The organism is Citrobacter sp. RHB20-C16 (assembly GCF_013890155.1).
GTDB lineage: Bacteria > Pseudomonadota > Gammaproteobacteria > Enterobacterales > Enterobacteriaceae > Citrobacter_A > Citrobacter_A amalonaticus.
This window is the reverse complement of record NZ_CP057630.1, coordinates 4,595,284-4,610,034: the sequence shown is the minus strand read 5'-3', so window position 1 is coordinate 4,610,034 and position 14,751 is coordinate 4,595,284. Positions and strand designations below refer to the sequence as shown.

The 14,751-nt window shown below is 55.0% G+C and carries 15 protein-coding genes; 4 read left to right on the top strand and 11 right to left on the bottom strand.

The genetic code is table 11. From position 1 onward, the window contains the following. Window positions 1-19: 19 nt before the first annotated feature. Together HVX64_RS22000 and HVX64_RS21995 are read left to right on the top strand one after the other, a co-directional pair. Window positions 20-1,324 (top strand): SLC13 family permease, encoded by a 1,305-nt coding sequence (locus HVX64_RS22000; protein ID WP_042998914.1) that lies wholly within the window; start codon window positions 20-22, stop codon window positions 1,322-1,324. 112 nt (window positions 1,325-1,436) lie between these two features. Further along, window positions 1,437-2,909 (top strand): DASS family sodium-coupled anion symporter, encoded by a 1,473-nt coding sequence (locus tag HVX64_RS21995; RefSeq protein ID WP_044257464.1) that lies wholly within the window; start codon window positions 1,437-1,439, stop codon window positions 2,907-2,909. Between the two features lie 42 nt (window positions 2,910-2,951). On the opposite strand, the gene tpiA is transcribed toward HVX64_RS21995, so the two are convergent. Both tpiA and HVX64_RS21985 read right to left on the bottom strand, forming a co-directional pair. Continuing rightward, window positions 2,952-3,719, bottom strand: coding sequence for a triose-phosphate isomerase (gene tpiA, locus HVX64_RS21990; protein WP_042325562.1), 768 nt, complete (start codon window positions 3,717-3,719; stop codon window positions 2,952-2,954). A gap of 112 nt (window positions 3,720-3,831) precedes the next feature. Continuing rightward, window positions 3,832-4,428 carry a YiiQ family protein gene (locus HVX64_RS21985; RefSeq protein WP_044257465.1) on the bottom strand — a complete coding sequence of 199 codons (597 nt, stop codon included), beginning with the start codon at window positions 4,426-4,428 and terminating at the stop codon, window positions 3,832-3,834. 100 nt (window positions 4,429-4,528) lie between these two features. Here HVX64_RS21985 and HVX64_RS21980 point away from each other — a divergent pair, with 100 nt between their 5' ends. Further along, the gene (locus HVX64_RS21980) at window positions 4,529-4,957 is read left to right on the top strand and encodes a DUF805 domain-containing protein (RefSeq protein ID WP_042998919.1); all 429 of its coding nucleotides are present in this window, start codon (window positions 4,529-4,531) and stop codon (window positions 4,955-4,957) included. Window positions 4,958-4,963: 6 nt separating this feature from the next. On the opposite strand, the gene fpr is transcribed toward HVX64_RS21980, so the two are convergent. The 4 genes from fpr to glpF all read right to left on the bottom strand — a co-directional run bounded on the left by fpr (window position 4,964) and on the right by glpF (window position 9,352). After that, window positions 4,964-5,710 (bottom strand): ferredoxin--NADP(+) reductase, encoded by a 747-nt coding sequence (gene fpr / locus HVX64_RS21975; protein WP_044257466.1) that lies wholly within the window; start codon window positions 5,708-5,710, stop codon window positions 4,964-4,966. Between the two features lie 96 nt (window positions 5,711-5,806). Continuing rightward, window positions 5,807-6,817: a class II fructose-bisphosphatase gene (glpX, locus tag HVX64_RS21970; RefSeq protein WP_042998921.1), complete on the bottom strand. Its 1,011-nt coding sequence runs from the start codon at window positions 6,815-6,817 to the stop codon at window positions 5,807-5,809. A gap of 158 nt (window positions 6,818-6,975) precedes the next feature. Next, entirely contained in the window at window positions 6,976-8,484 is a 1,509-nt protein-coding gene (gene glpK, locus HVX64_RS21965) for a glycerol kinase GlpK (protein ID WP_044257467.1), read from the bottom strand. Window positions 8,485-8,506: 22 nt separating this feature from the next. Then, window positions 8,507-9,352, bottom strand: a complete 846-nt coding sequence (gene glpF / locus HVX64_RS21960; protein ID WP_042998923.1) for a glycerol uptake facilitator protein GlpF — start codon at window positions 9,350-9,352, stop codon at window positions 8,507-8,509. 388 nt (window positions 9,353-9,740) lie between these two features. On the opposite strand from glpF, the gene zapB reads away from it, so the two are divergent. Continuing rightward, complete coding sequence (zapB, locus tag HVX64_RS21955; RefSeq protein ID WP_090050665.1) at window positions 9,741-9,986, top strand: septal ring assembly protein ZapB; 246 nt, start codon at window positions 9,741-9,743, stop codon at window positions 9,984-9,986. A 216-nt stretch (window positions 9,987-10,202) separates the two neighbouring features. On the opposite strand, the gene rraA is transcribed toward zapB, so the two are convergent. The 5 genes from rraA to ftsN form a co-directional block, all read right to left on the bottom strand. Continuing rightward, window positions 10,203-10,688, bottom strand: coding sequence for a ribonuclease E activity regulator RraA (rraA, locus tag HVX64_RS21950; protein ID WP_042998924.1), 486 nt, complete (start codon window positions 10,686-10,688; stop codon window positions 10,203-10,205). Between the two features lie 92 nt (window positions 10,689-10,780). After that, window positions 10,781-11,710, bottom strand: a complete 930-nt coding sequence (menA, locus tag HVX64_RS21945; protein ID WP_042998925.1) for a 1,4-dihydroxy-2-naphthoate polyprenyltransferase — start codon at window positions 11,708-11,710, stop codon at window positions 10,781-10,783. 66 nt (window positions 11,711-11,776) lie between these two features. After that, window positions 11,777-13,108 carry an HslU--HslV peptidase ATPase subunit gene (gene hslU, locus HVX64_RS21940; protein ID WP_044257468.1) on the bottom strand — a complete coding sequence of 444 codons (1,332 nt, stop codon included), beginning with the start codon at window positions 13,106-13,108 and terminating at the stop codon, window positions 11,777-11,779. A gap of 9 nt (window positions 13,109-13,117) precedes the next feature. After that, complete coding sequence (gene hslV, locus HVX64_RS21935) at window positions 13,118-13,648, bottom strand: ATP-dependent protease subunit HslV (RefSeq protein WP_044257469.1); 531 nt, start codon at window positions 13,646-13,648, stop codon at window positions 13,118-13,120. A gap of 91 nt (window positions 13,649-13,739) precedes the next feature. Then, on the bottom strand, window positions 13,740-14,720 hold the full coding sequence (gene ftsN / locus HVX64_RS21930; protein WP_042998927.1) for a cell division protein FtsN: 981 nt from the start codon (window positions 14,718-14,720) through the stop codon (window positions 13,740-13,742). Between the last annotated feature and the right edge of the window lie 31 nt (window positions 14,721-14,751).

Below are 14,751 nucleotides of genomic sequence, written 5' to 3'. Positions count from 1 at the left end.
AAAACAACAGGAGACAGGCATGTCGCTCTGGTTTTCACACCCTCTGTTTCTGCCCTCGTTGGTGGTGATTGTCACCATCCTGCTCTGGGCAACCTCGCTATTACCGGAATTTATCACTGCGCTGCTGTTCTTCACGGTGGCGATGGTGGCAAAAATCGCCCCACCGGACGTCATCTTTGGCGGCTTTGCCTCCTCGGCGTTCTGGCTGGTATTCAGCGGCTTTGTGCTAGGCGTGGCGATCCGCAAAACCGGACTGGCGGACAGGGCGGCAAGAGCGTTGTCATCACGGCTGACGGAATCCTGGCCGCTGATGGTCTCAAGCGTGGTGCTGCTGAGCTATGCACTGGCGTTTGTCATGCCCTCCAATATGGGACGTATCGCGCTGCTGATGCCCGTTGTTGCAGCGATGGCGAAGCGTGCCGGGATCCTCGATGGCACCCGTGCGTGGTATGGCCTGGCGCTTGCTGTGGGTTTCGGCACTTTTCAGCTTTCCGCCACCATTTTGCCTGCTAACGTGCCGAATCTCGTGATGAGCGGGGCGGCGGAAGGATCGTACGGTATCCACCTGAACTATCTGCCTTATCTGCTGCTGCATACGCCGGTATTAGGCTGGCTGAAAGGTGGACTGTTGATTGCGCTCATCTGCTGGTTGTTTCCCGGAAAACCCCATGCGCCACGTGAATTCTCACCACCGGAGCCAATGAGCCGCGACGAAAAACGACTGGCCTGGATGCTGGCAGTCGTGCTGGTGATGTGGGTCAGCGAAAGCTGGCATGGCATTGGCCCGGCGTGGACCGGGCTGGCGGCAGCGGTCATCACCCTGTTACCGCGTGTCGGGTTCATCAATGGAGAGGAGTTTTCCACGGGGGTTAACATCCGTACCTGCATTTATGTTGCCGGTATTCTTGGACTGGCGAGTGTAGTGACGCAAACCGGTATTGGCGATGCGGTCGGTGAAGCGCTGCTGCACGTGATGCCGCTGGATCCGGAGAAACCGTTCACCAGTTTTCTCGCCCTGACCGGCATCACCACTGCGCTTAACTTCATTATGACCGCTAACGGCGTTCCGGCGCTGTATACCACCCTGGCGCAGAGCTTTTCTGAGGCAACGCAATTCCCGCTGCTGTCGGTGATTATGATTCAGGTGCTCGGGTATTCAACGCCGCTTCTGCCGTATCAGGCATCACCTATTGTGGTGGCGATGGCGTTAGGCAGGGTGCCAGCGAGAGCCGGGCTGCTCCTGTGTCTGGTGCTGGCGCTGACGACTTATCTGATCCTGCTGCCACTGGACTATGCATGGTTTAATCTATTAGGAAAATTGTAGTGTTAATTGCCTGATTATTTTAGTTTTGTGAGAGGGTGGTGAGTTTTACCTGCACGAATGACGGTTAATACTGAAACGCATACTTATGCGCAGGATACTCAAGGATTGAACCATGGATAGATTGACCCCCATTCGCGGTTGGCCCGCCATCATCTCGATGGTTATCACACTGACCATCTGGTTTATCATCCCTTGTCCTGCGGACGTGACGCCACAGGCATGGCATCTGCTGGCGCTGTTTATCGGTACGATTGCGGCCATTATCGGCAAAGCGATGCCTATCGGAGCGATTGCTGTTGTGGCGATCATGCTGGTGGCGATGACCGGTGTGACGAATCCCGGTAAGCCTGCGGCAGCGCTTAACGATGCGCTGAGTGGCTTTTCCAACCAACTGATTTGGCTGATCGGTTTATCGATCATGCTGTCGCAAAGCTTGCTGAAAACAGGACTTGGGGCGCGTATCGGCTACGGATTTATTGCGTTGTTTGGTAAGCGAACCTTAGGTATCGCGTGGGCATTAACCCTCGCGGAAACGCTGATTGCCCCCGTCACCCCAAGTAACACGGCACGCGGCGGCGGCATTATTCACCCGGTGATGCGCGCCATTGCCGACAGCCTTGGATCGCAGCCCGGCAATAGCGAAAATGGCTCAACGGGGCGCTATCTGGCGCTGGTGAATTACAACATTAACCCGATCAGTTCAGCGATGTTCATCACCGCAACCGCCCCTAACCCCCTCATTGTCACCTTTTTGTCCCAGGGAACGGATGGGGTACTGAATATGACCTGGGGGATGTGGGCCATTGCGGCGCTTCTTCCGGCGGTCGTTTCGCTGATTGTGATGCCCATCGTCATCTGGTGGCTCTATCCACCCGCCATTACCCGCACACCCAATGCGCCGCAGTTCGCCCGGCAAAAGCTGGATCTTCTCGGCCCACTGTCGCTGGCGGAAAAAATCACGCTGGCGGTGTTCATTTTGCTGCTCTGCCTGTGGGCTGGCGCTCCCGCGATGATCATGGGCAGCGGCTGGACCGTTAACCCCACCAGTGCGGCGCTGATCGGTTTATCGATTCTGTTGCTGACGGGGGTATTACACTGGGAGGACATCCTTAAGTGCCGCGGTGCCTGGGATACCATTGTCTGGTTTGCCGCGCTGGTGATGATGGCGGATTTCCTCAGCAAACTGGGACTGGTCGGCTGGCTTGCGACCAGTGTGGGGACGGCAATCAATCACCTTGGCGTCCACTGGAGTATTGCGACACTGCTGTTGATCCTGCTTTACGTCTACTCTCATTACTTTTTCGCCAGCACCACGGCGCATATCACGGCCATGTTCTCCGCCTTCTTCATCGCGGGGTTAGGTCTGGGCGCGCCACCGGCCCTGCTGGGGCTGATGCTCGGTTTCTCTTCTTCGCTGATGATGTCGCTCACCCACTACGGTACGGGCACTGCGCCGATTATTTTTGGCTCTGGCTATGCCACTCTGGCGGAATGGTGGAAGACGGGGCTGGTGATGAGTGTGGTAAACCTGACTATCTGGGCGGTGACAGGGGCTTTCTGGTGGCACTGGCTGGGATACTGGTAATACGGGGATAAGTCGGGGGAGAGGTCCCCCCGACTACACAACTTAAGCTTGTTTTGCTGCTTCAGCTGCTTTTACGATCACGGCGAAAGCGTCAGCTTTCAGAGAAGCACCGCCAACCAGCGCGCCGTCGATATCCGGCTGAGTGAACAGTTCTGCCGCGTTAGCTGCGTTTACGGAACCGCCGTACTGGATGATGACCTGCTCAGCAATTTTCGCGTCCGCTTTGGCAATATGATCACGGATAAATTTGTGAACAGCCTGTGCCTGCGCTGGCGTTGCGGATTTGCCGGTGCCGATTGCCCAAACCGGTTCGTAAGCGATAACTACGCCTTCGAATGCCGCAGCACCCTGTGTTTTCAGAACGGCGTCGATCTGACGTGCGCACACTTCTTCTGTTTTGCCCGCTTCGTTTTCAGCTTCGGTTTCACCGATGCACAGAACGGGAGTCAGACCCTGCTCTTTCAGCACAGCGAATTTTTTCGCGATCAGTTCGTCAGACTCTTTGTGGTAAGTACGACGCTCAGAGTGGCCGATGATGATGTACTGTGCGCCGATGTCTTTCAGCATTTCAGCACTTGTTTCACCGGTAAATGCGCCGGACAGGTTCAGGTCAACGTTCTGTGCGCCCAGGAGGATGTGGCTACCGGCCGCAGCATGTTTTGCCAGATCGATATACATTTCTGGCGGTGCGATCGCTACCGCACAGCCAGCGACGCCAGCCAGCTCTTTACGCAGGTTAGCAATCAGTTCGTTTACCATGTGGCGGCTGCCGTTCAGTTTCCAGTTACCCATCACTAAAGGATGTCGCATTTCTATTCTCCACGCTTTGTCAGCGAATTAAGGAAGATGGCCGCCCCGCAGGGCAGCATGGTCTGTGAAACAGTATAGAGATCACTCCCCGGAAAGGCTTTGCTTTTTATCATCAATTGGGCCCGTCCAGATTTTCAGATAACGCCAGCTTAATCGGTTCAACCGCGAAGGTCAGCCCCTTTTCGCCGTTATCTGCGACAACATAGCGAATTGCGCCTTCGGTCTCCGCGTAATAGCGCTTATTTTTCCCCGACGTAAGCAGCTTTTGCAGCTTTTTCTGGCTCTGCTCTTTGGTCAATAAGGGGGCGACCGTGCGGATCACTGCCGCCATATATTCCTGCGCTTTGGCTTTCGCCGCTTTCTGTTCCGGCCCCTGAATCGGCAGCCAGGTTATCTGCATGCTCTTAATCTTCAGCGTTCCGCGCTCAAGAGCGGTCGAGGCGTACAGGTTTTCATTTATTTTGCTGGCCGCACGGGTGAGGTTGGCTTTGTCGCGACTACTGTCGATGGCGCGGAATTCATTTAAGGTAAGCTTCGGATTTTGCGTATTAAAGTTTTCGCGAAACTGGCTGATCGAAAGGTCAAACGTGGGGGCACCGGCGAGTAAATACGGTGCGGTGGTGGCCGCCAATGGCTCAGCCGCCAGCGCCGGAGGGCTGGAGAGCATCGCAGAAAACAATAATAAAAACAGTGAACATCCTGGCTTCATCAATCTTACCTTTCGTTATGACTGTCCACGATTAAAACGATAACCGTCTGGCTTGTCAAAAGGGTAAACTGTCGAAGATAGTCATTTTAAAGGAACAGACATGACCCTACAGCAGTGGTTATTCTCATTTAAAGGGCGTATTGGACGCCGTGATTTCTGGATCTGGATTGCGCTGTGGATTGTCAGCATGGTGGTTCTGTTTTCGCTCGAGAGTCAAAAATTACTTCCCGATCAGATTGCTCCCTTTGCCCTGGTGTGTCTGCTCTGGCCGACGGCAGCGGTTACGGTGAAACGTCTGCACGATCGTGGGCGTTCGGGGCTGTGGGCGTTATTGATTATTCTTGCCTGGATGCTGTTAGCCGGTAACTGGGCTATTCTGCCGGGGATGTGGCAATGGGTGGTCGGACGGTTTGCGCCGACGCTTATCCTCATCATGACTCTTATCGACCTGGGGGCGTTTGTTGGCACCCAGGGCGAAAATAAATACGGTAAAGACACGCAGGATGTCGCGTTTAAATCAGCGCCCTGAACCGTATTACCAGTAATGCTCGGCGGTCATATGGCCTGGCCGGCGACGAAGGTGTTTCGTCATCTGCCGGGTCTCTTTCAGCAACTGCTGTGTGTCGCGAACCATTTGCGGATTTCCACACAGCATCACATGGCTGGTCTCTTTATCCATCGGTAAGCCTACCGCTTTTTCCAGTTCGCCACTTTCAATCAATGCCGGAATGCGGCCGGTCAGTGAACCCGCGACGGTCTCCCGGCTCACCACCGTCTGGATCCGCAGTTTGCCTTCGTAGCGCTTTTGCAGCGCCTGCATCAGCGGCAGGTAGCTTAAATCGGCGGCGTATCGTGCGGCGTGGACCAGTACCAGATTTTTGAAACGTTCGAGATCGTTACCCAGTTGCAGAATCGATAAATAGGGACCAATGGCGGTGCCCGTTGCCAGCATCCATAACGTGTCACAGTCCGGTACTTCGTCAAGCACAAAGAAACCGGCGGCTTCGCTCACTACCTGTACTTCGTCGCCGGGCTTGAGTGCCGCCAGACGTGGGCTTAGCTTACCGTCAGGCACGGTGACCAGGTAAAACTCCAGATCGGGATTGTCAGGGGCATTCACATACGAGTAGGCACGCTGGACGCGCTCGCCGTCAATCTCAAGACCGAGTTTGGTAAATTGACCTGCGGTGAAGGGATGAACGGGGGCGTGAACGGTCAGACTAAACAGAGCATCAGTCCAGTTCTGTACCTTTGTGACTTTGCCTGTTACCCAATCTGCCATGGTTTTCTCCTGTACGGGTCTCGTTCCCTTATCTTCGTTCGTTGGCGGAAAGATTTCCAGCCCGGAGGGGCTGGAAGGCTCGAACGAACAAATCAGTTACAGGATGTGCGCCTGCACGTCCGGGTCTTTACGGTCGAGATAGTGGATCGACTGAATACGGCGGATGGTGCGTGACTTACCGCGGATCAGCAGCGTTTCGGTGGTCGCGATATTACCTTTACGGCTGATCCCTTCCAGCAGATCGCCTTTGGTGATGCCGGTTGCGGAGAAAATAACATTATCGCTGCGCGCCATTTCATCCAGACGCAGCGCTTTACCCGCCTCGATGCCCATTGCCTGGCAGCGTGCCAGCTCTTGTTCGCCAATGCGACGGTTCTCTTCGCTGTCGCCTTTGACATCATGACGTGCCAGCAGACGACCCTGCATGTCACCATCCAGTGCGCGGATCACCGCGGCGGACACCACGCCTTCCGGTGCACCGCCAATCCCGTACAGCACATCCACTTCGCTGTCCGGCATGCAGGTCAGAATGGACGCGGCAACATCGCCATCAGGAATCGCGAATACGCGCACGCCAAGCTTCGCCATCTCTGCGATCACGTCATCATGACGCGGTTTCGCCAGAATCGTCACCGTCAGTTCGCTCAGCGGTTTGCCCAGCGCGTTGGCGACATTGCGCAGGTTCTCTTCCAGCGGCAGATTGAGATCGATGCTGCCTTTTGCGCCCGGTCCGACAATCAGCTTTTCCATATACATGTCAGGTGCGTTCAGGAAGCAACCCTTGTCACCCACGGCCAGAACGGCCAACGCGTTGGCCTGGCCCATCGCCGTCATTCGTGTGCCTTCAATGGGGTCGACGGCAATATCCACCGCGTCGCCGCGACCGGTACCGACTTTCTCACCGATGTAGAGCATCGGCGCTTCGTCGATCTCGCCTTCCCCGATCACGATGGTCCCGTCAATGTTGACCTGGTTTAGCATTATGCGCATGGCGTTAACGGCCGCGCCGTCGGCGGTGTTTTTGTCACCGCGTCCTAACCATTTGTAGCCAGCCAGCGCCGCCGCTTCGGTTACGCGGGAAAATTCGATGGCAAGTTCTCGTCTCATAGCAAACTCGTAGCAGAAAGGAATGGCGCGAAGTGTAGCACAGGGGAGAGGGGGAAATTATTGATATCAGAGGGTGAGTGTGCGGGGTTGTCCCCGCACCGTAATCTCATCCGTAGGCCGGATAAGACGCTTTCGCATCGTTATCCGGCAATTTGCGATTACTCTTCGTGGTCTTCCCACGCCAGCGCGCGTTTGACCGCTTTCTTCCAGCCGCTGTAACGGTAGTTACGCTCGGTGGTTTCGATGCCAGGGCGGAATTCACGTTCGATGACCGCTTTTTCCTGCAGTTCATCAAGGTTCTGCCAGAAACCGACTGCCAGACCGGCCAGGTAGGCCGCACCCAACGCCGTGACTTCACGCACTTCCGGACGCTCAACGCGCGTGCCAAGAATGTCAGACTGGAACTGCATCAGGAAGTTGTTGGCGACCGCGCCACCGTCCACGCGCAGGGCGTGCAGGCGAATGCCGGAGTCTGCCTGCATCGCTTCCAGTACGTCGCGGGTCTGGTAGGCAATAGATTCCAGCGTTGCACGGATGATGTGGTTGGCGTTCACACCACGGGTCAAGCCGAAGATCGCGCCACGCGCATACGGGTCCCAGTACGGCGCGCCCAGGCCGGTGAAGGCGGGGACGACGTACACGCCGTTAGTGTCCTTCACTTTGGTCGCGAAATACTCGGAATCGAAGGCGTCGCTGATGAGCTTCATTTCATCACGCAGCCACTGAATAGAAGCGCCCGCCATAAACACAGCGCCTTCCAGCGCATAGTTCACTTCCCCGGTCGGGCCGCAGGCGATGGTGGTCAACAGGCCGTTTTCGGATTTCACCGCTTTTTCGCCGGTGTTCATCAGCATAAAGCAGCCGGTACCGTAGGTGTTTTTCGCCATCCCTTCCTTCACGCACAGCTGGCCGAACAGTGCAGCCTGCTGGTCACCGGCGATACCGGAGATCGGAATACGCGTGCCGCCTTTACCGCCGATGTTGGTCTGACCGTAGACCTCGGAAGAACGGCGCACTTCCGGCAGCATGGCGCGTGGAATATCCAGCGCATCCAGCATCTTGTCGTCCCAGTCCAGCGTGTGGATGTTGAAGAGCATGGTACGCGAGGCGTTGGTGTAATCCGTTACGTGTACGCGTCCCTGGGTCATTTTCCAGATAAGCCAGGTATCAACGGTACCGAACAGCAGTTCGCCGCGACGTGCGCGCTCACGAGAGCCTTCGACGTGGTCGAGGATCCACTTCACTTTGGTGCCGGAAAAATACGGGTCAATGACCAGACCCGTGTTATTGCGGATGTACTCTTCCATGCCATCGCGCTTCAGATGTTCGCAGATATCCGCGGTACGACGGCACTGCCAGACAATCGCATTATAGATAGGTTTACCGGTCTCACGTTCCCAGACGATGGTCGTTTCACGCTGGTTAGTAATCCCGATAGCTGCAATCTGATCGGAACTGATGTCCGCTTTCGCCAGGACTTCCACCAGGGTAGAGCTCTGCGTTGCCCAGATTTCCATCGGGTCGTGTTCTACCCAGCCTGCTTTCGGGTAGATCTGCTCAAATTCGCGCTGTGAGACGCTTACGATATTGGCATCATGATCCATCACGACGGCGCGGGAGCTGGTGGTTCCCTGGTCGAGCGCAACGATATATTTTTTCTCAGTCATAATTATTTGTCCCGTAGTCACATTACAGCGAAGCTTTTTGTTGTGAAGTGGTCGTGGTTTCCTTCTCTTCCACGGCACAGATATCGCACGGCAAATGGCGACCGATCAGCTTGCGATAGGCGAAAGCGCCCAAAATAGCACCAACGATGGGGCCAAACAGCGGCACCAGGAAGTAAGGAATATCTTTGCCACCGGTGAAGGCGACATTACCCCAGCCTGCAAGCCAGGCGAACGCTTTCGGACCGATGTCACGTGCCGGGTTCATCGCAAACCCGGTCAGTGGGCCCATGGATGCGCCGATAACCGCAATCAGTAAACCAATCAACAAAGGAGCCAGCGGGCCACGCGGTACACCGTTACCGTCATCAGTCAGTGCCAGAATAAGCCCCATCAGGATAGCGGTAATCACCATTTCAACCGCGAAGGCCTGCACAAAATTGATATGTGGGTTGGGATACGTTGAGAAAGTGCCGGCCAGATCAACACTCTCAATGCTGCCACGTACAATGTGGTGCGTTTGTTCGAAGTCGGCGAAAAGATTGTAGTAAAGCCCGTAAACTAACGCCGCTGCGCAAAAGGCACCGGCAAATTGAGAAAGGATAAAAGGAACAACTTTGCGCTTGTCGAAACACGCAAACAGCCACAACGCGATAGTGACTGCCGGGTTGAGATGTGCGCCAGACACCCCTGCGGTCAGGTAGATAGCCATGGCTACCCCCAATCCCCAGATGACGCTGATTTCCCACTGTCCAAAAGACGCACCCGCGACTTTAAGCGCAGCGACACACCCCACACCGAAGAAAATCAACAACCCGGTACCGAGGAATTCAGCAATGCACTGGCCTTTTAAGGTTGATGTTTGACTCATAATCGGATCCTGAAGAGTTTAATGTTTATTGTATGCGAGGAGGTCACTGACGTCCGCGATGCCCTGTAGGCACACTGTTAATTTATCGTTAACGAGCACAAACGAGAAATATCGAACTTAAAATGTGTGTACTCCGTCAATAAAATGAGCGTTTTCGCGCCATGAGGCGCGTTTTGTTATACAAAAATAGTGTGAGCTGAATCATTTCATTAACCAAAGCGTTAACACTTAAGGGGTAGGCCGTCGATGTCTGTAAGAGTCGACTGAAAAGTGTTGCAAACCGCAATCAGCGCGGGATGCCGCTGGACAGGGAGAGCGGGGCTTCATACAATCGGCACTATATATTGTGCGCGTTCACGTGAAGCGTCGCCTTGCAATTCAGGAGAGTATGACCATGTCTTTAGAAGTGTTTGAGAAACTGGAAGCAAAAGTACAGCAGGCGATTGATACCATCACCTTGTTGCAGATGGAAATTGAAGAGCTGAAAGAGAAGAACAGCTCGCTGGCGCAGGAAGTGCAATCTGCACAGCACAGCCGTGAAGAGCTCGAGCGCGAAAATCAGTCTCTGAAAGAACAGCAGAATGGCTGGCAGGATCGTTTGCAGGCATTGCTGGGCCGCATGGAAGAAGTCTAATCCTCGTCATCTTTCACGTTATGGCGGCGTTGGCTGCGCGTATTCACCCCGGTCACGTAGTTTACTACGCTCCTGGGGATTCATTCGCTTGCCGCCTTGCCCTAAAATCTTTAGAGGATTCCTGAGCAAGTAGCTTGTAGGCCGGATAAGGCGCAAGCCGCCATCCAGTAGCCCGCGATAACCAATAAAAAAGGCACCTTACGGTGCCTTTTTCGATCACTCGATATCGAGCGGGTCTTCGGAGAGGATGATTCCGGTGTTATCGGCGTACAGATGGTCGCCGGAGAAGAAGGTCACGCCGCCGAAATTGACGCGGACATCGCTTTCCCCAATCCCTTCGCCTGCTGCACCTACCGGAATCGCGGCAATCGCCTGAATGCCGATGTCCAGCTCTTCCAGATCGTCTACCTGACGCACTGCGCCATAGATGACCAGGCCTTCCCATTCATTTTGTACAGCCAGACGCGCCAGTTCGGCATCGACCAGCGCACGACGGACAGAACCGCCGCCATCGACCAGCAGAATGCGACCACGGCCATTTTGTTCGAGCAGATCGTACAGCAACCCGTTGTCCTCGAAACATTTCACCGTGACGATTTGTCCGCCAAACGACGACCGTCCTCCAAAGTTAGAGAACAGTGGTTCCACGACGTTGACATCTTCTTGATAGATGTCACAAAGCTCGGAAGTATCGTATTTCATAGGCTTAACGTTCAGTTGCTGCGAGAATTTTTAGTATATCGCGCTATGCGTACTGTTGGCAAAATCATCAATTGTTAATTGATATTTGTCAGTTATCTTGCCCACTGACTTAAGAAAATCCCGACAACAAACAGCAGGTTAGTCAGCAACGCGGCTTTTACCGTACGTTCAAGCATTGGGCGCATCGCTGCTGGTTCCATCTGGCGCATCACGTAACGCGCCTGTTTTACCAGTACCGGTGCGGCCAGCAGGAACAACCAACCCCACGGACTTTGCAGCGAAAGCAGGTTAAACAGCGCCAGGCAGATCAGCGTGCCTATCAGCAAGCAAGCGTGGTAACGACGGGCATTTACGGCGCCGAGGCGGACAACCAGCGTGTTCTTGCCGTTTTCCCGGTCACTGTTGATATCGCGCAGGTTATTGATGTTAAGCACGGCGGTGGCCAGCAGACCGCAGGCGGTAGCCGGAAGGATTAACGCCGGGATCAGTGTATGCGCCTGCAGATACCAACTCCCCATCACGCTCAGCCAGCCAAAGAAGACCAGCACGGAAATATCGCCCAGACCGATGTAGCCATAAGGACGATTGCCCACGGTATAGGTGATGGCGGCAATGATCGACAGTACGCCAAGCACCAGGAAGCCGACAAAATCCGCCGGCGTGCGGCACGCCACCGCAACCAGCGACAGACCGGACACGCAAATGAGTACCACGGTGATGATCAGCGCGCGCTTCATCTCCTGTTGGGTGATCACCCCTTTTTGCATCCCACGCAGCGGCCCAATGCGATCCGGCTTATCACTGCCTTTAACGGCATCACCATAGTCGTTGGCGAGATTTGACAGGATTTGCAGAAGCCCTGCCGTAATGAGCGCCAGCAAGGCGACAAGCGGATCAAAATATCCCTGCCACCATGCCAGGGCAGTACCGACGATGATCGCCGCGAAGGCGAGCGGTAGAGTCTTGGGTCGTAAACTTTCCAGCCAGGCCTGGGAGCGGCTAATTTGTTGTTGTTCAGTCATATTTAGCGCCAATAAAAATGGGGCCTTTCAGCCCCATCAACAATGATGAAAATGCAGTGAACGCGATTATAGGATAAAACGGCTCAGATCTTCATCTGCGACCAGCGCATCCAGATGTTTGCTCACATAATCCGCATCAATTGTTATGCTTTGACCGTTCAAATCGCTCGCATCATAGGAAATATCTTCCATCAGACGCTCCAGAACGGTGTGCAGACGACGGGCACCGATGTTTTCGGTGGTCTCGTTAACCTGCCATGCTGCTTCAGCTATACGCTTGATACCGGATTCCGTAAACTCAATGTTGACGCCTTCGGTCGCCATTAGCGCTTTGTACTGCACGGTAACAGAAGCGTTAGGTTCCGTCAGAATACGTTCGAAGTCGCTGGTAGTCAGCGCCTGCAGCTCTACGCGAATCGGCAGACGACCCTGCAGTTCCGGGATCAGATCGGACGGTTTTGCCACCTGGAATGCGCCAGAGGCGATAAACAAAATGTGGTCGGTTTTGACCATACCGTGTTTGGTCGAGACGGTGCAGCCTTCAACCAGCGGCAGCAGGTCGCGCTGTACGCCTTCACGGGACACGTCCGGACCCGAGGATTCGCCGCGCTTACAGATTTTGTCGATTTCGTCGATAAATACGATCCCATGCTGCTCAACGGCGTCGATAGCTTCCTGTTTCAGCTCTTCCGGGTTCACCAGTTTGGCCGCTTCTTCTTCAATCAGCAGCTTCATCGCGTCTTTGATTTTCAGCTTACGCGCTTTCTGCTTCTGTCCACCCAGGTTCTGGAACATGGACTGCAGTTGGCTGGTCATCTCTTCCATTCCCGGAGGCGCCATGATTTCCACGCCCATCGGTGCGGCGGCAAGATCGATCTCGATTTCTTTATCGTCGAGCTGGCCTTCACGCAGTTTTTTACGGAACGCCTGACGCGCAGCGGACGGTTCAGACTGTTGCTCCGCCTGGCCCCAGTTATTTTTCGCCGGTGGGATCAGCACATCAAGAATGCGCTCTTCTGCCATCTCTTCCGCACGATAGCGGTTCTTTTCGATCGCCTGGACGCGAACCATTTTAATGGCGGCATCGGTCAGATCGCGGATGATAGAGTCGACTTCTTTACCGACATAACCCACTTCGGTGAATTTTGTTGCTTCCACTTTAATGAACGGCGCGTTGGCAAGCTTTGCCAGACGACGGGCGATTTCGGTTTTACCGACACCGGTTGGGCCGATCATCAGAATGTTTTTCGGTGTAACTTCATGGCGCAGCTCTTCGTCGAGCTGCATGCGGCGCCAGCGGTTACGCAGTGCAATCGCCACGGAACGCTTGGCGTTATCCTGGCCGATGATGTGCTTGTTCAGTTCGCTGACGATTTCGCGTGGGGTCATTTCAGACATGGGAGATCCTTACGCTTTAGACGGTAATTCTTCAATGGTATGGAAATGGTTGGTGTAAATGCAGATATCACCTGCAATATCCAACGCTTTTTCAGCAATGTCGCGAGCGCCGAGCTCGGTGTTTTCCAGCAGAGCACGTGCCGCAGCCTGGGCGTAAGGACCGCCGGAGCCGATGGCAATCAGATCGTTTTCCGGCTGCACGACGTCACCGTTACCGGTGATGATGAGGGAGGCGGTTTCATCCGCGACCGCCAACAGCGCTTCAAGTTTGCGCAGCATGCGATCGGTACGCCAGTCTTTCGCCAGCTCAACGGCGGCTTTAACCAGATGTCCCTGATGCATTTCCAGCTTGCGCTCAAACAGTTCGAACAGCGTGAACGCATCCGCCGTACCGCCCGCAAAGCCAGCAATGACTTTGTCGTTGTACAGACGACGCACTTTCTTCACGTTGCCTTTCATGACGGTGTTACCCAGTGTGGCCTGACCATCACCGGCGATAACCACCTGGCCGTTACGGCGTACGCTTACTATTGTTGTCACGAGCAGACCCCTTGGTTACAAATGCAGAATACAAGCCCCGCACGGTGTGCGGGGCGTAATGCAAGTATAGATGGGGGAGATTTTGGGGGTTTCAACCCCCGGAGGCGAGTCGAATACAGTTTGTGTGACCTGCCATCTTCAGACGGCTAATGGTGCTGTCGGCATTCTCTTTGCCTTTCACCGGCCCGATGACCACGCGGTTCCAGCCATTATTGGTGGTGATTTTGGAGTCAAAGCCTTCGAAAGCTAACTGTGCACGCACGGTTTCTGCCTGTTCTGCGCCTTTAAACGAACCACATTGTACCATCCAGCGACGTTCGTCTTTCTTCTCTGTCGTCGGCTTCGGTGCCTCTGGCACGCGCTCAACCGGTGCGGCTGGCTGTGTTTTTGGCTGCGATGCCGTGGTGTGCGCCGGGGTCTGCAGCAGATCCTGGTACGGTTGCGACGTCGCAGCGGGTTTCTGCGTCTGCGTGGCAGGCTTCGACGGCTGCTGCACTGGCGCCGTTTGCGCAGTACGCGTTTGCGTCTGTGGCTGCGTACGCGGCTGTTGAACCGGCGGCGTGCTGTTCCACTGCTGCTGTTGCTCAACCTGACGTTGCTGAGCCTGGCGCTGCAACGTTTGCTGACGTTGTGCCGGTGTCTGCTCGTTCCACGGCACTTCGTTGAGCTGCGTCGGTTGCTGGCGCATGTCGGCCTGCATTTGCGCAAGTAACTGGCGCTGTTCTTCAGTCAGTTGATCCGGCTTCATGACTTCACCACCGGCTGACGGTTCTGTGGGCGCACGTACGCCCGGCTGACGGCTTTCCAGCTCTTTAATATAGCGCCAGCGCTCTTCCGGCTTTGGCGGCAGCCCGTTGCCGGTCACTTTCTGACCCTGCAACGTTTCGGATTCTTCTTTTTTATGATGCGTAATGAAGTACAGACCACCGATAAAGGCCACAAGCACGGCGGCGGCAATGGCGACCATTGCGGGCGATACCGCAGACGTGTTGCGTTGCTTTTTCCGTGAGGTGCTCTTTTTGCGCCGCGAAGGTGCCGGTTGGCCGCGACGTACATAATCTCGTTGTGCCACTATCGTTTCGCTGTATTGATTCGTTCGTCAG